The sequence below is a fragment of the Plantactinospora sp. A48 genome, assembly GCF_055793945.1.
Genome location: NZ_JBTIXF010000093.1, coordinates 1 through 19,446 on the forward strand (window position 1 = coordinate 1; position 19,446 = coordinate 19,446).

The following is a 19,446-nucleotide window of genomic DNA, read 5'->3' on the forward strand; positions in this document are numbered from 1 at the left end:
CCCCCCCCCCCCCCCCCCCCCCCCCCCCCCCCCCCCCCCCCCCCCCCCCCCCCCACCCCCCCCCCCCCCCCCCCCCCCCCCCCCCCCGCGCCCGTGAGCTGAGATCCCGGCTCGGCGTCCTGGTCGACCCCCGGCGGGCTCGGCGTCCGGTCGACCCCTGGCAAGCAGCGCGAAGGACATGGTGTTGACAACATGCTGCGAGTGATAATCCGCCGTCTGCTCCAGATGGTGGTGACCCTGATAGTGCTGTCCGCACTGGTCTTCATCTGGCTGCGTAACCTGCCGGGTGGACCGGTGGACGCGCTGCTCGGCGAGCGGGCCACCCCCGCCACCCGGGAACTGCTCACCAAGGCGCTCGGCTACGACCAGCCGATCTGGGTGCAGTACGGCAGGTTCATGCAACGCATCCTCTCCGGCGACTTCGGCAACTCGATCCGGACCGGCGACGCGGTCACCTCGGTGCTCGGCCGCGCCTTCCCGGCCACCGTGGAGCTGTCGGTCGCCGCCATGATCATCGCGATCGGGCTGGGCGTTCCGCTGGGTTACCTGGCGGCCCGGTACCGTGGTCGGCTGCTCGACAACCTCACCGTCGGCGCCACCCTGCTGGGCATCTCCATCCCGATCTTCTTCCTCGGCTATCTGCTGAAGGATGTCTTCACCCAGAACATCCACTGGTTCCCGCCGTCCGGCCGGATCAGCACCGGGGTGGAGAACACCAATGTCACCGGCTTCTTCGTACTCGATGGTCTGCTGACCCGGGAGTTCGACGCCAGCGCCGACGCGCTGTGGCACCTGGTGCTGCCGGCCTTCACCCTGGCCACGATCCCGCTCGCGGTGATCGTCCGGATCACCCGGGCCAGCGTCCTGGACGTGCTGAACGAGGACTACGTACGCACCGCCGAGGCCAAGGGGCTGCGGCAGCGGACCATCCGGGGTCGGCACGTGCTGCGCAACGCCCTGCTGCCGGTGGTCACCACCATCGGCCTGCAGACCGGCGCGCTGCTGGCCGGCGCGGTGCTGACCGAGAAGGTCTACAACTGGGGCGGCCTCGGCACGCTGATCAACGACTCGATCAGCGGGGGTCGGGACTATCCGGTGCTCCAGGCGCTGATCCTGCTCGCGGCACTGGTCTTTGTGGTGGTCAACCTGGTCGTCGACCTGTCGTACGCGATCATCGATCCCCGGGTGCGGGTCCGATGACCGGCGGACGGAAGCGGATGAAGGAGCAGCCGGCATGAGTGAGCGCAGTATCGGGCTGCTGGGCGACCGGAAGAAGGCCCGCCTCGCGGAGTTGGCCCAGGCCACCGCCGACCAGGGCGGGGTGAGCCTGGTCCGGGACGCCTTCCGGCGGCTGCGCCGGAACCCGGTGGCGATCGTCGGGGCGGCCATCGTGCTGCTCCTGATCCTGATGGCCGTGTTCGCCCCGCTGATCGCGCCACACGACCCGATCACCCGGTTCCCCGAGCTGACCAGGGACCTGCGGGTGGACAACATCCCGGGAGCCCGGTCGGGATTCCCGCTCGGGTCCGACCCGCTGGGCCGGGACTACGCCTCCCGGCTGATCTACGGGGCCCGGCAGACGCTGCTGGTCGGCGTGCTGGCCACGCTCATCGGTCTGGTCTTCGGAGTCTTGATGGGGGCCGTGGCCGGCGCGTTTGGCGGCTGGGTGGACGTGGTGCTGATGCGGCTCACCGACGTGATGCTCGCGCTGCCCGGCCTGCTGCTCGCGATCACGCTGGTCGCGGTGGCCAGCAAGTCGAGCCAGTGGACGGTGATCTTCGCGGTCGCGATCGTCAACGTACCGATCTTCGCCCGCCTGTTGCGCGGGTCGATGCTGGCGCAGCGAGAGAGCGACCACGTGCTGGCGGCCCGGTCGCTGGGGGTACGGCAGCACAACGTCGTGCTCCGGCACATGCTGCCGAACGCCATGACCGCGGTGATCGTGCAGGCCACCCTCACCTTCTCGGTGGCCATCCTGGACGCGGCGGCGCTGTCCTTCCTCGGCCTCGGCGACCCGGACATCAACCGGGCCGAGTGGGGCCTGATGCTCGGTGTCGACGGCCAGCACTACTTCGACGTACGCCCCGAACTGGCCTACTACCCGGCGCTGGCGATCATCATCGTCGCGCTCGGGTTCACCCTGCTCGGTGAGGCCATGCGGGAAGCCATCGACCCGAAGAACCGGCGGTGACCGTGATGCGTACCGCGAACCGGCGGTCCGGCGACCGGGGGAACCCGCGGGCCGCGAACCGCGCGAACCGGCGGTGTGGCGACCGCGTCAACCGGCGGTCCGGCGACCGCCACCAGGGAGGACCGCGATGACCCTGCTCGACGTACGGGATCTCAGCGTGGTGTTCGGCCGGCGCGGGGAGAAGCCCTTCGCGGCCGTCGACAAGGTGAGCTTCACCGTGGAACCCGGCCAGACCGTGGGACTGGTGGGGGAGTCCGGCTGCGGCAAGAGCGTGACCAGCCTGGCGATCATGGGCCTGCTGCCCAAGCGGGGCAACAAGGTGAGCGGCGAGGTGCTCTTCGACGGCACCGACCTGCTCAAGTTGCGGCCCGACGAGCTGCGGGACCGGCGCGGCCGGGAGATCGGCATGATCTTCCAGGACCCGCTCTCCTCACTCAACCCGGTCATTCCCATCGGCCGGCAGGTGGCCGAGGTGCTGGAACGGCACCAGGGCCGGGACCGCCGGCAGGCGCTGCGGGAGGCCCGTGACCTGCTGGACGCGGTGGGCATCCCGGACCCCAGCCGGCGGCTGTCGGAGTATCCGCACCAGATCTCGGGCGGCATGCGCCAGCGGGCCCTCATCGCGATGGCGCTGGCCTGCAAGCCCCGGCTGCTGATCGCCGACGAGCCGACCACCGCGCTGGACGTGACCATCCAGGCGCAGATCCTCACCCTGCTCAAGGAACTGGTCGATGACAGCGGTACCGCGCTCATCATGATCACTCATGATCTCGGGGTGGTGGCCGGCCTCTGCGACACCGTCAACGTGCTCTACGGCGGCAAGGTGGTCGAGACGGCCGAGCGGCACGAGTTGTTCGCCCAACCGCGGCACCCGTACACGTACGGGTTGCTGAACTCGGTGCCCCGACTCGACTCGCTCCGGGGCGAGCCGCTGCACACCATCCCCGGCTCGGTCGCGGACAACATCCCGTGGACCGAGGGGTGCGCCTTCGCGCCGCGCTGCGAACGGGTGGTGGACGCCTGCGTCGGCGCCACCCCACCGCTGGAGCCGACCGCCCGTGGTGGCCGGCTGCGCTGCAACAACCCGGTCCCGCAGGAGGTGGCCGTCGCATGAGTACCGAACCGAGGGACCAGAACACCGCGCCGGAGCAGGCCGGAAACGACACCGCGCTGGACGCGGCCGGAGGCGGCGCCGGGCCGCAGCCGGCCGGGAGTGCCGCCGGGCCGGAGTTGGCCGGCAGTGGCGCCGCGCGGGGCGCGGTCGGGGCCGGACGGGTGCCCGTGCAGGGCACGAGGGCGGCGACCCACCCGGACGGCGCCCGGGCGGATGAGCCACCGCTCATCGAGCTGCGCGACCTCAAGGTCCACTTCCCGATCAAGAGCGGGCTGCTGTTCGACCGGACCATCGGATACGTCTACGCGGTCGACGGCGTCTCGCTGTCGATCCGTCGAGGCGAGACGTACGGCCTGGTCGGTGAGTCGGGCTGCGGAAAGTCCACCCTCGGCCGGGGCCTGCTGCGGCTGGTCGAGCCGACCAGTGGCGAGATCATCTTCGATGGTACGGACATCCGCGGCCTGGCCGGCGAGGCCATGCGGAAGTCCCGCCGCCGGATGCAGATGATCTTCCAGGATCCGATGTCCAGCCTGGACCCCCGCCAGTCGGTCGAGTCGCTGCTGGTGGAGGGACTCAAGGCACACGGCCTGGCCAAGGACAAGGCCGCCGTCGCCAAGCGGCTGCGGGACACGCTGGCCGCGGTCGGCCTGCCGGCCTCGGCGCTCAGCCGCTATCCGCACGAGTTCTCCGGCGGACAGCGGCAACGCATCGGGATCGCCCGCGCGCTCGTGCTCGACCCGGACCTGATCGTCGCCGACGAGCCGGTGTCCGCGCTGGACGTCTCGATCCAGGCCCAGGTGATCAACCTGCTGGAGAAGCTACAGGGCGAGCTGGGGCTGACGTACCTGATCATCGCGCACGACCTGGCGGTGGTCCGGCACATCGCCGACACGGTGGGCGTGATGTACCTGGGTGGCCTGGTCGAGGAGGCCAGCAGCGAGGAGTTGTACCGGCAGCCGCTGCACCCGTACACCCGGGCGTTGATGTCGGCCGTGCCGGTGCCGGACCCGACGGTCGAGGACCGGCGGGAGCGGATCCTGCTGGCCGGCGACCTGCCGTCCCCGGCCAACCCGCCGTCGGGATGCCGGTTCCACACCCGGTGCCCGTGGGCGCAGCCGACCCGCTGCGCCGACGAGCGGCCCGAACTGCGCGAGCTGGCGAGCGGCCACCGGGTGGCCTGTCACTTCGCCGAGGAGATCGAGGACGGGCGACTCCAGCCGCACGAGGTGCGGGCCGAGATCGTCCGGCCGAGTGACACCGAGTCGCCGGGCGACCCCGGCGAACTGATCCCAACGCCCTGACGGGGTAAGGAAGGGCCCCTTGTTATCGCTTTTTGTATAGCAAGGGGCCCTTCTTAACGCCCACCGCTGGCTCCGGCGGGACTCGGCAGCACGCAGCCGGCCGTTCGGTCCGGCGGGCGGCTGGTTCGGCTCAGCGGCGGCTGGTTGGCCCGGCGGGCGGCTGGTTCAGCCCTGCGGGCGGTTCAGCAGGCCGACGGCGATGGTGTGTACCGCCTCTACGCCGGCCGGATCGGCCAGCGGCGCCCTGCCGCCGGTGACCGCGTACCACTCGTCGGCGTCCTTGTACTGGACGCGCAGGGTGACCTGCCCGTCGGCGTACTCGGTGCGGAGCGTCAATTCGCCGGTCACCACGCCGACCTCGTCGGTCATCACCCCGCCGGGTCCCGGGGTCACGTCGGTGGTCCGGGACGTGCCGGCGCCGCCGGCGCCCCCGGCGGGCGTGGCGCCCCCGGCGGGCGTGGCGCCCCCGGCGGGCGTGGCGCCCCCGGCGGGCGTGGCGCCTGCGGCCGGCGCGGCGCCGGAAGCGGGCGTTGCGCCTGGGCCGGCGGCGGCCGGGGTGGCGCCCGGCTGGTTGTCCGCGGTCCCGCCGGCGGCCATCAGCAGGTCCCCAGCATGTCGCTCAACGCCGCCTTCTCGGCCGAGGTCACCGTCAGTCGCCAGTAGCTCTTCACCGTGATCCAATCCTGTGCGTACCGGCACCAGTAGTCCCGGCTCGGTGGCTTCCACTGAGACGGGTCCTGGTCACCCTTTGCCCGGTTGCTGGTCGCCGAAACGGTCAGCAGCTGGGGTCGGGTGGTGTCGTTGGCGAAATCGCTCCGCTTGTCATCGGTCCAGTCCGCGGCGCCCGACCGCCAGGCGTTCGCCAACGGCACCATGTGGTCGATGTCCACGCCCTTCGGGTCGGTGAAGCTGCGACCGTCGTACGCGCTGGTCCAGCGGCCACCGACGACGTTGCAACCGGACAGCTTGACGTCCTTGCCGTCCCGCTTGAGGACGGTGTCCCGCACGTCGCAGTTGCGGCCCGCCGAGCGCCAGTGCGGGAACCGGTCCCGGCTGTAACCCCGCATGGAACCGCTGCTGGCCACGGTGAGCTTGCCGAGTTGCTTCGCGGCGTCACCGTCGGATCCGCGCGACGCGCCGCCGCCGGGCGCGCCGCCCGAGGAGCCGGCGTCGGGCCCGGCCACCGACGTGCAGCCGGCACCGGTGAGGGCGAGCGCCGCGATCAGCGCGAGGCCCGCGACACGGATTCTGGAAGGGGTACGAGTCGACACCCCCCAAGCTTGCGGCCTGTACGCCCAGCGCGCACCACCGGAGCCCGCTTTACGCGATTTCGGGGCGGTCGACACGGTGACAGGGCAGATTGGAGCCCATGGGTCGGACATCGCCACCGTTGCGACTGGGGACCGTCGCGGGCCGGGGCACCCTGCTCGCCACGATCCTCGCCTCGGGGATGGTCTTCCTGGACAGCACCGTGGTCAATGTGGCGCTGCCCCACCTGGGGCGGGAGCTCGACGCCAAGGTGGGTGGTCTGCAATGGACCATCAACGGTTACCTGCTGATGCTGGCGGCGTTCGTACTGCTCGGTGGCGCGTTGGGGGACCGGTTCGGGCGCCGGCGGGTCTTCCTGCTCGGTGTGCTGTGGTTCACCAGCGCCTCGTTGCTCTGCGGTTTCGCCCAGAACATCGAGTGGCTGATCGGCGCCCGGATCCTGCAGGGACTCGGCGGCGCACTGCTCACCCCCGGCTCGCTGGCCCTGTTGCAGGGCAGCTTCCACCCGGACGACCGGGGCCGCGCCATCGGTGCCTGGTCCGGCCTGGCCGGCGTGTCCACGGCGGTCGGACCGTTCGTCGGGGGTTGGTTGATCGACGCCCTGTCCTGGCGGTGGATCTTCTTCATCAACCTGCCGATGGCCGTCGGTGTGGTGTTCTCGGCCCTGCGGTGGGTCCCGGAGACCCGCGACGAGTCGCTGACCTCGACCCGCGAGGCGCGGTCCGCCGAACCGGTCCCGGCCGGTGCGGCGCGGCGCCCTGAGGAGCGGACCCCGACCGAGGGCCGGCGCCCCGAGGTGGCGCGCCGGCAGCAGCACTTCGACGTGGCGGGCGCGTTGCTCGGTGCCCTGGCGCTGGCCGGCGTGACGTACGCCCTGATCGACGCCCCGCAGCGCGGCTTCGGCTCGGGACCGGTGATCGGCGCGGCCAGTGCCGGGGTCCTGGCGGCCGTCCTGTTCGTCCTGGTCGAGCACCGCCGCGGGGACGGGGCCATGCTGCCGTTACGGCTGTTCGGCAGCCGGCTGTTCGCGGTGCTCAACGTCTACACCGTCGCCGTCTACGCGGCGCTCAACGGTCTCACCTTCTTTCTGTCGGTCTACCTGCAGAACGTCGTGGGCTATTCAGCGCTGCTCACGGGGGTCGCCACGCTGCCGCTGACCATCCTGTTGCTGGTCGGCTCGTCCCGGGCCGGCGCCCTGGCCGCCCGGATCGGGCCCCGCTTGCCGCTGACCGTCGGGCCGCTCCTGGCCGGTACGGGCTTCCTGCTGCTGCGCGGGATCGAGCCGCACGCCTCGTACTGGACGGCAGTGCTGCCCGGGGTGGGTCTGTTCGGCCTCGGCCTGACCTTCGTCGTGGCGCCGCTGACCGCGTCGGTGCTGGGCGCGGTGGCCGACCACTACGCCGGGGTGGCCAGCGGGGTCAACAACGCGGCGTCCCGGGCCGGTGGCCTGTTGGCGATCGCGACGCTGCCGCTGCTGGTGGGACTGAGCGGCACCAGTTACGAGCAGCCGGCGCAGCTGACCGCCGCGTTCCGCTCGGCCATGGTGTGGTCCGCCGGCCTGATGTACCTGAGCGCCGTCCTGGCCGTGGTGCTGGTGCACCGGCCCAGCAAGCCCTTGTCGCCGTCCCGACCGGGCCCGGCGTTGCCGCCGCCGGCGTACCCGCCGCAGGAGCGGCGTCCGGCGGCCCGGGACTGATCCCGCGCAGGTCGTGGTCGGGACCGCCATCGTTCGACCGTCGTGACCAGGCGCTACTCGCCATCACATCGAGCAGTAACGATGAGTGTTAAATTTAATGAACAATCTTCAACTGATTGCGAAGCACCGGAAAGGTCAAGGATCGTGAGCCCCTTTCTGATCGGCTCATGGTCGGGGATCGCGATCGTGACGCCCTCATCCGGGTAGTGGGAAGCTCCCACTCGGGATACCGTTTCTGTCCCGCATAGGGCAAACTAGATGGACGTGACAGGCGGTCCGCTGAGTCGGCCCCGATAGTCGCAGAACATATCCGGAGGGCCGTTTGGGCAAGCAGACCACGGGACGCGGGTCTCTCATCCGTGCCGTGGCCGTGCTGCTGACGTTCATACTGCTCGCGTTGACCGGTGCCAACAGCCCATTCGGAAAGCTGGGCGAGGAACGCGCGTGTGCCTCCTCGTGCGTGGAGCGGATCGAGATCGACGACAAGCGCGACGACGACACGTCCGCGCTGCGCGTCTTCGCGGAGACCCACACCCGCACCGTCGCGACACGCCCAAAAAGCGAGCGTTTCACGTGTGCTGCCCGCCTGTGGCCGGCCACCACGGCGGTCCTGCGGGCCACCCCTGTCGACCAACCCGTCCGTCGATCGGGCAACCGGGCACTAGCCGCACTCCAAGTGTTCCGCTGCTGATCAGAGCCCTCGGGGCACAGCCTCTCCCGAGCGCTCTCGCAGCCGTCACCCGCTAGCGCTCTCGCAGCCGTCACTCGTTCTTCCCATCGTGGGACCAACGTAGAAATGCTATGCGTGAAATGTTGATTAACCATGCCCAAAACTTTCGCCGACGCATCGCGAGCCAGGTTCAGGAACGCGACCAATCCGCGCGACTGGCTCTACGAGATCGACACCGGTGTCGTACTCGCTCATCAGTCCGAGTCAATGACGATCCTGTTGTTCTGATCGCGAAGGGCCTTCACCGATGAACATCGAGTCAATTCGGGACCTGGAAACCCTGCGCCGAGATGTCCTCGCCTCGCTCGTGGTCTTCCTTGTCGCCCTGCCGCTCTGCCTCGGCATCGCCGTCGCTTCCCACGTACCACCGGAACTTGGCCTCCTCACGGGTATCGTCGGCGGGCTGGCCGTCGGAGCACTACCGGGCAGCAGCCTTCAGGTCAGCGGTCCCGCGGCCGGGCTCACGGTCCTCGTGTACGAGGCGGTACAGAGCTACGGCCTACGAACGCTGGGCGTGATCGTGCTGCTCGCCGGGCTCCTGCAGATCCTGCTGGCCGTCCTGCGGATGGGACGCTGGTTCCGGGCGATCTCGGCCTCGGTCGTACTCGGAATGCTCGCGGGCATCGGGTGCATCCTGGTCATCAGCCAGTCGTACGCGCTGCTGGACCACCGGGCTCCCGGCACGGCGCTGGAGAACCTGGCCGGCCTGCCCCGGCTGTTCGTCAACGTCAGCGACCCGGGCGTGCTGGCCGCGGCCGGTCTGGGCATCGGCGCGATCCTCGTCATCGTCGCGTGGCGGTACGCACCGGCGCGGCTGCGGATCATCCCCGGCCCGCTCGTCGCGGTCGTGGCCACCTCGGCGGCGGCATTCGTGCTGCGTCTGCCGGTCAAGCACGTCGAGGTACGCGGGCTCGTGCAGAGCCTGCACCTGATCAGCCTCGGCGACCTGACCGCCGTCACCCAACTCGGGGTGCTCGGCATCGCCGTGACGTTCGCCCTGATCGCCTCCGCCGAAAGTCTGTTCAGCGCGGCGGCCGTGGACCGGTTGCACTCCGGACCGCGGACGAGGTACAACGCCGAGTTGCTGGCCCAGGGCATCGGCAACACGATATGCGGGCTGCTCGGAAGCCTTCCGTTGACGGCCGTCATCGTCCGCAGCGCGGCGAACGTCCAGGCCGGTGCCCGTACCAAGGCGTCGCGCATCCTGCACGGCGTCTGGCTACTACTGTTCGTCGCGATCCTGCCCGGTGCGCTCGACGTCATTCCGATGGCGGTGCTCGCCGGAGTGCTCGTCCACGCCGGCGCGAAACTGGTCCCCGTGGCGACGGTGACCCAGCTGTGGCGCACCGACCGTGGCGAGTTGCTCGTGCTGGGTGGCACAACGGTCGCGATCATCGCCACCAACATGTTCGAGGGCATCGTGATCGGTCTGGTGCTCGCGGTGGTCAAGGTCGCGTGGGACGTCGCCCACGTGCACATCGAGGTGGAGCAGCAGCCCGATCGGGTACGTGTGGTGCTCTCGGGCAACGCCACGTTCCTGCGCCTGCCGCGCATCCACGACATGCTCGACGCGCTGCCGCATGACCGACCGGTCGACCTCGACCTGTCGGGCCTGCGCCACCTCGATCATTCCTGCCGCGGCGTGCTGCTGGCCTGGACCGCCGGCCACAACGCCGGTGGTCCCCGACTGCACCTGTCCGAACCACTGATCGCCCAGCCCGGTGCTCCGGGCTGAGCCACGCCCTGGCGGGCCGGCGGTGCTGACGCACGTCTGGTGACGATCGATCTGCGCGTTAAGAAGGGCCCCTTGCTATACAAAAAGCGATAACAAGGGGCCCTTCCTTTCCGGTCAGGCGCGGCGGGCGCGGTTGACGGCGCTGGTCACGGCCTGGATGGAGGCCGTGACGATGTTCGGGTCGAGGCCGACGCCCCAGACCGGTCGGCCGTCGACGTCACACTCGACGTACGCGGCGGCCTGCGCGTCGCCGCCAGCGGACATCGCGTGCTCGTGGTAGTCGAGCACCCGGACCCGGATGTCCAACTCGGCCAGGGTCCTGACGTACGCGTCGATCGGGCCGTTGCCGGTGGCGGACAGTGATCGCCGCTCGCCCCCGGTGGTGACCGTGACGTCGATCTCGACCTTGCCGTCGACGGTGGCGGTGCCGTAACCGTGCATGGTCAGCGCCGGGTCGGGCTGGTGGTCGACCAGGTAGTCGGCGGCGAAGATCTCCCACATCCGCTCCGGCTCGACCTCGCCGCCGCCGGCCTCGGTGACCCGCTGGACCACGCCGGAGAACTCGATCTGCAAGCGGCGCGGCAGGTCCAGCTGGTGCTCGGTCTTCATGATGTACGCGACGCCGCCCTTACCGGACTGCGAGTTGACCCGGATGATCGCCTCGTACGTCCGGCCCAGGTCCTTCGGGTCGACCGGCAGGTAGGGAACCTCCCACGGGTGCTCCCCGACCGGTACCCCGGCCGTGGCGGCCTCGGCGGCCAGCGCGTCCAGTCCCTTGTTGATGGCGTCCTGGTGCGAACCCGAGAAGGCGGTGAAGACCAGGTCGCCCGCGTACGGGTGGCGTTCGTGGACCGGGAGCTGGTTGCAGTACTCGACCGTGCGGCGAACCTCGTCGATGCCGGTGAAGTCGATCTCCGGGTCGATGCCCTGGGAGAACAGGTTGAGGCCGAGGGTCACCAGATCCACGTTGCCGGTGCGCTCGCCGTTGCCGAACAGGCAACCCTCCACCCGGTCGGCGCCGGCCAGCAGGCCCAGTTCGGCCGCGGCCACGCCGGTGCCACGGTCGTTGTGCGGGTGCAGGCTGAGCACCAGGCTCTGCCGGCGGGGCAGGTTGCGGTCCATCCACTCGATCGAGTCGGCGTACACGTTGGGCGTCGCCATCTCCACCGTGGCCGGCAGGTTCACGATCAGCGGCCGGTCCGGGGTCGGGTCGATGACCTCGGTCACCGCCGCGCAGATCTCCAGCGCGTAATCCAGTTCCGTGCCGGTGTACGACTCGGGCGAGTACTGGTAGTAGACCTCGGTGTCCGGGGCGTGGATCTCGGCGTACTTGTGGCAGAGCCGCGCCGCGGAGGTGGCGATGTCCGTGATCCCGGCGCGGTCCAGACCGAAGACCACCCGGCGCTGGAGGATCGAGGTCGAGTTGTAGAAGTGCACGATGGCCCGGTCGGCGCCCCGGATCGACTCGAAGGTGCGGTCGATCAGGTGCTCGCGGCACTGGGTGAGGACCTGGATGGTCACGTCGTCCGGGATGAGATCCTGTTCGATCAGCTGCCGGATGAAGTCGAAGTCGGTCTGGCTGGCCGCCGGGAAACCGACCTCGATCTCCTTGTATCCCATCCGGACGAGCAGCTGGAACATCCGCCGTTTGCGCTCGGGCGACATGGGGTCGATCAGGGCCTGGTTGCCGTCCCGCAGGTCGACGGCGCACCAGCGGGGCGCCCGTTCGATGCGCCGGCCGGGCCAGTCGCGGTCCGGCAGGTCCAGCGCGAACTGCCGGTGGTAGGGCTGGTAACGGCCGAACGGCATCCGGCTGGGTTGCTGGCGGGCGACCGGATCAACGGCCTGGGCGGGGTCAGCGGTTCGACCCGGATCAACGGCGTGGGCCGGATCGGCGGTTTCGAACGGACTGGCGGATCGAGCCGGCTCTACGGTTTCGGCGGAGGTTGCCATGGCGGAAGACTCCCGATGGGTCATGTGGTGACGTGCTGGTCAGCGTCGAAGGCGATCGGCGGCGGTGCCGATGGCTGGGGCCGTCAGGATCGGCCCGGAAACCGGTGCGACAGGACGGCGCGCGTCAACTCCGCGACGGGGTGCCGGCCGGACTGGCCCCGCCGCGGCAGCGAAGGAGGAGCGACTGCCACATGACGTTGTGACCCTACGTGGTCGAGCGGATCTCCGGTAGGCCGGTCCGGACTGTGGGACCTGATTCACCCGGCCGGGTCGCTCTCGGTCGAGTCGGGCGTCGCGACCTCCAGCGGCTGGGCGGCGACCACCGGGCCGGGAAGTGCCACGGTCGCCGGTCCGGCGACCGGTGGGGCGGTGAGCCGCAGTGTGCCCAGGTCCAGCCGGGCCGCGGTGAGCGTCCCGTCCGGTTGGTAGCAGTAGATTCCGATGGCGACCGGTGCCGCCAGCGAGGCCGAGGTGGAACCGACCGAGTAGCAGGTGCCGGTGGCCCCCGGCAGTGATCGGCTGGTGTCGACGGCCAACGGCTGCCGCCGGTCGATCAGCACGGACCGCCAGTCGGTGAAGACGTGCTCGATCCGGGGATCGAACCGGTCCGGCAGGGTGGCGTCGGGATCCGCCGCCCGCACGCAGGTCGGCGGGTCGGGTCGGCGTGTGGACTGGAGGGCGCACTGGAAGAGTCCGTCGGCGGTGCGCGCCACCGCCACGTCGGCGGCGCCGCCGAGGGCGCCGCCGACGATGTCGACCCGCCAGCTCCCGTCGGCGGCCTGGGAGACGGTCACCGGACGGTCCGGCCGACCATCGGTGGCCAGCACGTACTGGGCGGTGACCCGGTGGTCCTCCGCCGCCGAGACCCGGGCCGCGAGTTGGTCCCAGGCCTCGTCCGCGCGGGACGGGACCGGGTCGCGGTCGCTCTGCGTCGGTTCGGGTGGCGGTGCCGGCTCGCCGCACGCCGCGAGCAGCACCGGTACGAGCAGACCCAGCGCGATCGCGCGGCAGCGACGTGGAACGGGAGAGAACGGGACGTCGGTGCGCACCCGGCCATTCTGCGGGCGAACCGGATGAACCGCTGGCTATCGGGGAGGGACACGCCGCCGCCGACCGGGGCCGGGATCTCACTCACACGGCCCTGCGGTGCGTACCGGTATCGTCCGTTTGGTCCCTTCGATGTCGGGGCTTCGGCGGCACCGTCGGAGCCGGTCGGCCGGGCGCCACCTGCCGGATGGTGGGATCGGCCGTCCCGACGGTCGGCGGTGGCCGGTACCCTGAGATGGTCTCGCACGGCGCCGCCGGCCCTTTCCGCACCGGCGGCGTCGGCACGCTCGGGCCTGTCGGAGGGAGTTGGACCGTCGTGGCACTGGTGGTGCAAAAGTACGGCGGTTCCTCCGTCGCCAACGCCGAACGCATCAAGCGGGTGGCCGAGCGGATCGTGGCGGCCCGCAAGGCCGGTGACGACGTGGTGGTGGTGGTTTCCGCCATGGGCGACACCACCGACGAACTGCTCGACCTGGCGAACCAGGTGAGCCCGCTGCCGCCCGGTCGCGAACTGGACATGCTGCTCACGGCGGGCGAGCGGATCTCGATGGCGCTGCTCGCGATGGCCATCCACAACCTCGGCTACGAGGCCCGGTCGTACACCGGCTCCCAGGCCGGCGTGCTGACCACCTCGACGCACGGGCGGGCCCGGATCATCGATGTGACACCCGGCCGGCTGCGCGGCGCTCTCGATGAGGGAGCGATCGCCATCGTCGCCGGTTTCCAGGGCGTCTCGCAGGACACCAAGGACATCACGACGCTGGGTCGGGGCGGCTCGGACACCACGGCGGTGGCCCTGGCCGCGGCGCTCGGGGCCGACGTCTGCGAGATCTACACCGACGTGGACGGCGTCTTCACCGCCGATCCCCGGATCGTCCCGGACGCGCGTCACATCACGCGGATCACGTACGAAGAGATGTTGGAGCTGGCGGCCTGCGGCGCGAAGGTGCTGATGCTGCGGTGCGTGGAGTACGCCCGCCGGTTCAGCATGCCGATCCACGTCCGATCGTCGTACTCGACCAACACGGGCACCCTGGTGACCGGATCGATGGAGGACCTTCCCGTGGAACAAGCGTTGATCACCGGGGTCGCGCACGACCGCAGCGAGGCGAAGATCACGATCGTCGCCGTTCCCGACGAGCCCGGCGCGGCGGCCCGGATCTTCGAGACGGTGGCCAGCGCCGAGATCAACATCGACATGATCGTGCAGAACGTCTCCACCGAGGGCACCGGCCGGACGGACATCTCGTTCACGCTGCCCAAGACCGATGGACCGACCGCGATGGCGGCGCTCAGCCGCATCCAGCAGAGCATCGAGTTCAAGGGCCTGCTCTACGACGACCACGTCGGCAAGGTCTCGCTGATCGGCGCGGGGATGCGGTCGCATCCGGGCGTCGCCGCCAGCTTCTTCCAGGCCCTGGCCGAGGCCGGGGTGAACATCGAGATGATCTCCACCTCCGAGATCCGCGTCTCGGTGGTCTGCCGGGACTCCGATCTCGACTCCGCGGTCCGGGCGGTACACGCGGCGTTCGACCTGGGCGGTAACGAGGAGGCGGTCGTCTACGCGGGCACCGGGCGATAGTCCGATGGCCAAGCTACCCACACTGGCCGTGGTCGGCGCGACCGGTGCCGTCGGCACCGTCATGTGCGACCTGCTCTCCTCCCGCAAGAACGTCTGGGGCGAGATCCGACTGATCGCGTCGGCCTCGTCGGCGGGCCGGACGCTCCGGTGCCGGGGTGAGGACCTGGTGGTCCAGGAACTCACCGAGGAGGCGTTCGACGGGGTGGACGTGGCGATGTTCGACGTCCCCGACGAGGTCTCCGCGAAGTGGGCACCGGTGGCCGCCGCCCGTGGCACGGTCGCGGTGGACAACTCCGGCGCCTTCCGGATGGACCGGGACGTCCCGCTCGTCGTCCCCGAGATCAACCCGGAGCAGGTGCGGAACCGCCCCAAGGGCATCATCGCCAACGCCAACTGCACCACGCTCGCGATGATCGTCGCGGTCGCGCCGCTGCACCGGGAGTACGGCCTGCGGGAGCTGGTGCTCGCGTCGTACCAGGCGGTCTCCGGAGCCGGCAAGGCCGGGGTGGACGCCCTGCACGACCAGCTCGCCAAGATCGCCGGGGATCGGGTGCTGGGTTCCCGCCCCGGCAACGTGCGGCAGGCGGTCGGTGACGATCTCGGGCCGTTCCCGGCGCCGCTAGCGCTCAACGTGGTGCCCTGGGCCGGATCGCTGCGCGACGGCGGCTGGTCCTCCGAGGAACTGAAGATGCGCGACGAATCCCGCAAGATCCTCGGGCTGCCCGACCTCAAGGTCTCCGCCACCTGCGTCCGGGTACCGGTGGTGACCGGGCACTCGGTGGCCGTACACGCGGTGTTCGGCGCCGAGGTGGACGCCGAGGGCGCCCGGGAGGCACTGCGCAACGCCCCCGGGGTGATCGTGGTGGACGATCCGGCGGCCGGCGAGTTCCCGATGCCGATCGACGCGGTCGGCACCGACCCGTCCTGGGTGGGTCGGATCCGCCGGGCCGTGGACGATCCGCGCGCGTTGGACCTCTTCATCACCGGCGACAACCTGCGTAAGGGCGCCGCGCTGAACACCGCCCAGATCGCCGAGCTGGTAGCGGCGGAACTCACCGCCCGGTAGGAGCCACCGCCCGGTAGGAGCGCCGATCACCCGCACGGCCGGCGCCGACCGTACGCCGGCGCCTGGTGGCCTCGCCGGGTGTCTCCTACGTCGCGCTTGGCGCCCGGCCGGTCTCAGGGCGCCAGTCGTACGCCGTCGCGGCCTCGGCGTTTCACCTCGTAGAGGGCGGTGTCCGCGCGTCGCATGGTGTGCTCGGGCAGCTCGCGGTGCCGCTGCACCGCGACACCGACGCTGATCGTCCGGCGCAACTGGCGGGCCGCGCCGGCCAGTCGCTCGGCGATCCCGACGGCCTCCTCGGGCCGGCCCACCTCGACCACCGCGACGAACTCGTCACCACCGATCCGGTAGAGCTCGTCGCCCTGCCGCAGCGCGCCCTCCAGCGCCCGGGCCAGCTCGATCAGCACCTGGTCGCCGGCCTGGTGGCCGTACGTGTCGTTGACGTTCTTGAAGCCATCGACGTCGATGGCCAGCAGCGCGGTCCGGCCCGGGGTGGCCGTCGCCATCCGTTCCCCGAACGGCCCGTGGTGGCGCAGCCCGGTGAGCGGGTCCGAGCTGGCGCGTTCCCGCAGCCGGGCCAGCCCGCGAAGCCGCTCCAGGCAGGCCCACACCTGCGCGGCGAGCAGTTCCATGAGGTTGACGGTGCTTGGATCCGGTCGCGCCACCCGCTCGTCCGCGACCAGCAGCATGCCGCCGATCTCCGGCCGACCCACCGGTACGGCGATCAGCGTGCCGATGCCGACCGTGCTCAGCGGCTCGGCGTCACTGGTGGTCGGCCGGTCCGGTTCGCCGAGGGTGTAGGCGGCGCCGAACCGGTGGGTGCGCTCGACCAGGTGGTCGACGGCGGCTGGATCCGCGGCTGCGAGCGCCCGGACCATCCGCTCGGCCAGGTCCGCGTCGGCCCCGTCGCCGCCGGAAGGGTTCGCCCCGGCACCGTCGGAATCCGCCATCCTGGGCCGGGGCACCGCCGAGGCGGCGGGGGACGGCTCGGCGGTGGGCGGGGGTGTCGCTGTCTCGGCGGTGGGTTCGGCAGCCGAGCTGGACAGCGGAATCGGGTGGGTTCCGTCCGGGCCGGGCAGGACCAGCACGGCGGCGCGTAGCTCCGAGATGTCCCGGGCCGCGGTCATCGCGGCGATCCGCAGCTCCCACTCGGTGGTGGCCGAGGTCATCGCCGCCACGTGCCGCAGCAGCTTCTCGGCGCAGGTCTCGGCCGGCGGCCCGCCCAGCTCGGCGATGCGCCGCCCGAGCAGCTCCCCGACGGTCCAGGCGGCCTGGCACCAGGGCTCCAGATCGACCGGCTCGGTCCATTCGAGATCCAGTACGCCGAGCCGGCGGCCCGCCGGATCCCGGATCGGTACGCACATCTCGGAGCGGACGTCGGAGCGCAGCGGAACGTAGTCGGGATCCTCCGTCACCACCGGCACCACGGCCGGCTTGCCGGATTCCCAGACCCGGCTGGTGACCCCGGAGCCCGGCGGCACGGTGGCGAAGGTCTGCCAGGAGCCGGTGGCCGCGACGGTCCGGAGTCGGTCGTGCGCCCAGAGCAGCACCGAGACCCGCTCCGGCAGGTGCGGCGGCCAAGCCGTCACGGACGGCTGGGACAGGGTGGTCACGGCCGCCCGACATGCGTCGACCACTGTCGGCGCCGAGGCCACGGCGGCCGAGGCGCTGACGAGGAGTTGCTGGTGATCGAGGAGCACCGGGTCCTCTTCGCGAGGGGTGGGTGGATGCCGCCCGGAGGGGAGGGGCGGCGTTCGACAAGATTACTCACGGTGCTGGAAAACCGCTGAGTAACCCGGGCCCGTTCGGGGTCTTTGCCGGTTGTCGTGGCGCTGGCGCTGTCTATGGAGTGACGAAGGTTACTCAGCGGAGCCGGGTCGGGCCTCGGCCCCACGGCCAGTTGCCGGTCATCCTAAGCGTCGGATCAGCGGTACGCTGCGCGCGCCGCCGCCTGGAAGCACCGCTTCCCCCACCCTTTGCCGCGGTCGGTTCCCCTCGAGCCAGGAGATTCGACAGGACATGCCACAACGATGGATCTCGGTGCTTCTCTCCGCCGGTCTCACGCTTGGCGCCGTGGCCGGTCCGGCACAGCCGGCGAACGCCGGCGAACCGCTGCCCGGCGGTGGATGGGCACACGCCGGTCTGAAACCGGGTGCTCGGGCCGCCGCCGCGGCGACCGCGACCACGCCGACCGGATACACGATCAAGGGCATCGACGTTTCCAGCAACGACCACTCGCTGGGCCCCATCGACTGGAACGCGCAGGCGGCCAACGGGGTCAGCTTCGCGTACGTCAAGGCGACCGAGGGTACGAACTACCTCAACCCGTACTTCGACGCCGACAACCGGGACGCCAAGGCCGCTGGGATCCTCGTCGGGGCGTACCACTACGCCCGGCCGGACAAGCGTGACCCGGTGAACGAGGCCGACTACTTCATCGACCACGCACAGTGGGCCAAGGACTCGCGGACCCTGGTCCCGATGCTCGATCTGGAATGGCCGTACTTCGACCTGCCGGCCTGCTGGGGGTTGACGCCCACGGAGTTGACCGACTACATCCGAGCGTTCACCGGTCGGGTGGAGCAGCGCACCGGTCGCAAAATGGTGATCTACACGAACACCAACTGGTGGAATCCGTGTACGAACAACGACCCGTCCTTCGGCGCTCTGCTGCTGAACATCGCCGGCTACACGGCCAGCCTGCCGCCGCTGCCCAGCGGCTGGAGCAAGGCTGCCTTCTGGCAGTACGCGGCGGGTGACACGTCCCAACCGGGCAACTACGACCAGGACGTCTTCACCGGCGACTACCCGGCGCTGACCAGCCTCACCGGGGCCGCCCCGGCGATCGAGCCGTCCATCGGGCTGCTCGCGCACGCCAACAGCAGATACGTGACGGCGGAGAACGGCGGCAGCAAGCCGCTGATCGCCCGGAGTACCGAGATCGGCCTGTGGGAGCAGTTCGACCTGGTCAACGCCGGTGCTGGTCACGTTGCCCTGCGGTCGCGGGCCAACGGGAAGTACGTCTCCGCGACGAGCGCCGGCACGGGCGCGCTGATCGCCAGCGCCAGCAGCATCGGACTGTGGGAGCAGTTCACCATCGTGACCAACTCCGACGGCAGTCTCAGCCTGATCGCGCAGGTCAACGGCAGGTACGTCACGGCACCCAGCGCCGGGGGCTCGGCGCTGATCGCGAACCGGACCACCATCGGGGAGTGGGAGAAGTTCGACAAGTACGCCGCGCCGAGGGTGATCAGCGTCAGCGCCGTCGGCGTCGACCGGTACGTGACGGCGGAGAGCGGTGGCGGCAAGCCGCTGATCGCCCGGGGCACCACCGTGGGTGAGTGGGAGCAGTACGACCTCGTGGACGCCGGTCACGGGTACGTGGCGTTGCGATCGCACGCCAACGACCTGTACGTGACGGCGGAGAGCGGTGGCGGCAAGCCGCTGATCGCCCGGGGCACGACCGTCGGTCAGTGGGAGCAGTTCACCCTGGTCGACAACGCCGACGGGACGGTGAGTATCCGGGCACGGGCGAACGGAAAGTACGTGACCGCGCTCAGCGGCGTACCGCTGATCGCCGATGCCACGACGATCACCACGGACCAGCGGTTCAACCTGGCCAGCTGACCTGACCGACCTTCGGGCCCGCGGCGGGGGAACACCCCACCCCCGAGACCCACCGCAAAACCCACCCCACCCCTCCCCCCCCCACCCCCCCCCCCCCCCCCCTCCCCCCCCCTCCCCATCCCCGTCACAAACCCCCAC

The 19,446-nt window shown here is 70.7% G+C and carries 15 protein-coding genes; 10 read left to right on the plus strand and 5 right to left on the minus strand.

The genetic code is table 11. The features are described 5' to 3' along the window. Window positions 1-192 precede the first annotated feature (192 nt). From ACXN5W_RS28655 to ACXN5W_RS28670, 4 genes are all read left to right on the plus strand, one after another. On the plus strand, window positions 193-1,200 hold the full coding sequence (locus tag ACXN5W_RS28655; RefSeq protein WP_473161499.1) for an ABC transporter permease: 1,008 nt from the start codon (window positions 193-195) through the stop codon (window positions 1,198-1,200). 34 nt (window positions 1,201-1,234) lie between these two features. Continuing rightward, window positions 1,235-2,191, plus strand: a complete 957-nt coding sequence (locus tag ACXN5W_RS28660) for an ABC transporter permease (protein ID WP_473161500.1) — start codon at window positions 1,235-1,237, stop codon at window positions 2,189-2,191. Window positions 2,192-2,318: 127 nt separating this feature from the next. Further along, window positions 2,319-3,305 (plus strand): ABC transporter ATP-binding protein, encoded by a 987-nt coding sequence (locus ACXN5W_RS28665; RefSeq protein WP_473161501.1) that lies wholly within the window; start codon window positions 2,319-2,321, stop codon window positions 3,303-3,305. Then, the gene (locus ACXN5W_RS28670) at window positions 3,302-4,606 is read left to right on the plus strand and encodes an ABC transporter ATP-binding protein (protein WP_473161502.1); all 1,305 of its coding nucleotides are present in this window, start codon (window positions 3,302-3,304) and stop codon (window positions 4,604-4,606) included. The genes ACXN5W_RS28665 and ACXN5W_RS28670 overlap by 4 nt, the downstream gene beginning before the upstream one ends. A 165-nt stretch (window positions 4,607-4,771) precedes the next feature. Here the strand turns inward: ACXN5W_RS28670 and ACXN5W_RS28675 are convergent, their stop codons facing one another. After that, the gene (locus ACXN5W_RS28675) at window positions 4,772-5,203 is read right to left on the minus strand and encodes a hypothetical protein (RefSeq protein WP_473161503.1); all 432 of its coding nucleotides are present in this window, start codon (window positions 5,201-5,203) and stop codon (window positions 4,772-4,774) included. Then, window positions 5,203-5,877: an HNH endonuclease family protein gene (locus tag ACXN5W_RS28680; protein ID WP_473161504.1), complete on the minus strand. Its 675-nt coding sequence runs from the start codon at window positions 5,875-5,877 to the stop codon at window positions 5,203-5,205. Before ACXN5W_RS28680 ends, ACXN5W_RS28675 begins: the two co-directional genes overlap by 1 nt. Before the next feature lie 98 nt (window positions 5,878-5,975). On the opposite strand from ACXN5W_RS28680, the gene ACXN5W_RS28685 reads away from it, so the two are divergent. The 3 genes from ACXN5W_RS28685 to ACXN5W_RS28695 all read left to right on the plus strand — a co-directional run bounded on the left by ACXN5W_RS28685 (window position 5,976) and on the right by ACXN5W_RS28695 (window position 10,036). Continuing rightward, complete coding sequence (locus tag ACXN5W_RS28685; protein ID WP_473161505.1) at window positions 5,976-7,571, plus strand: MFS transporter; 1,596 nt, start codon at window positions 5,976-5,978, stop codon at window positions 7,569-7,571. A gap of 364 nt (window positions 7,572-7,935) precedes the next feature. Beyond that, a complete protein-coding gene (locus tag ACXN5W_RS28690) occupies window positions 7,936-8,262 on the plus strand; it encodes a hypothetical protein (protein ID WP_473161506.1) in 327 nt (108 codons plus the stop codon). A 286-nt stretch (window positions 8,263-8,548) separates the two neighbouring features. Then, a complete protein-coding gene (locus ACXN5W_RS28695) occupies window positions 8,549-10,036 on the plus strand; it encodes a SulP family inorganic anion transporter (protein ID WP_473161507.1) in 1,488 nt (495 codons plus the stop codon). A 114-nt stretch (window positions 10,037-10,150) separates the two neighbouring features. On the opposite strand, the gene leuA is transcribed toward ACXN5W_RS28695, so the two are convergent. Both leuA and ACXN5W_RS28705 read right to left on the minus strand, forming a co-directional pair. Beyond that, window positions 10,151-11,845, minus strand: coding sequence for a 2-isopropylmalate synthase (gene leuA / locus ACXN5W_RS28700; protein ID WP_473161508.1), 1,695 nt, complete (start codon window positions 11,843-11,845; stop codon window positions 10,151-10,153). Window positions 11,846-12,246: 401 nt separating this feature from the next. Next, window positions 12,247-13,038, minus strand: a complete 792-nt coding sequence (locus ACXN5W_RS28705) for a hypothetical protein (protein WP_473161509.1) — start codon at window positions 13,036-13,038, stop codon at window positions 12,247-12,249. 314 nt (window positions 13,039-13,352) lie between these two features. On the opposite strand from ACXN5W_RS28705, the gene ACXN5W_RS28710 reads away from it, so the two are divergent. Next, window positions 13,353-14,618, plus strand: a complete 1,266-nt coding sequence (locus tag ACXN5W_RS28710; protein ID WP_473161510.1) for an aspartate kinase — start codon at window positions 13,353-13,355, stop codon at window positions 14,616-14,618. A gap of 4 nt (window positions 14,619-14,622) precedes the next feature. Further along, window positions 14,623-15,684 carry an aspartate-semialdehyde dehydrogenase gene (locus ACXN5W_RS28715; protein ID WP_473161511.1) on the plus strand — a complete coding sequence of 354 codons (1,062 nt, stop codon included), beginning with the start codon at window positions 14,623-14,625 and terminating at the stop codon, window positions 15,682-15,684. A gap of 113 nt (window positions 15,685-15,797) precedes the next feature. Here ACXN5W_RS28715 and ACXN5W_RS28720 read toward each other — a convergent pair whose 3' ends face one another. After that, complete coding sequence (locus tag ACXN5W_RS28720) at window positions 15,798-17,381, minus strand: diguanylate cyclase (protein ID WP_473161512.1); 1,584 nt, start codon at window positions 17,379-17,381, stop codon at window positions 15,798-15,800. A 340-nt stretch (window positions 17,382-17,721) separates the two neighbouring features. Between ACXN5W_RS28720 and ACXN5W_RS28725 the strand changes: the two genes are divergently transcribed. Next, complete coding sequence (locus tag ACXN5W_RS28725; protein WP_473161513.1) at window positions 17,722-19,308, plus strand: GH25 family lysozyme; 1,587 nt, start codon at window positions 17,722-17,724, stop codon at window positions 19,306-19,308. Window positions 19,309-19,446 lie beyond the last annotated feature (138 nt).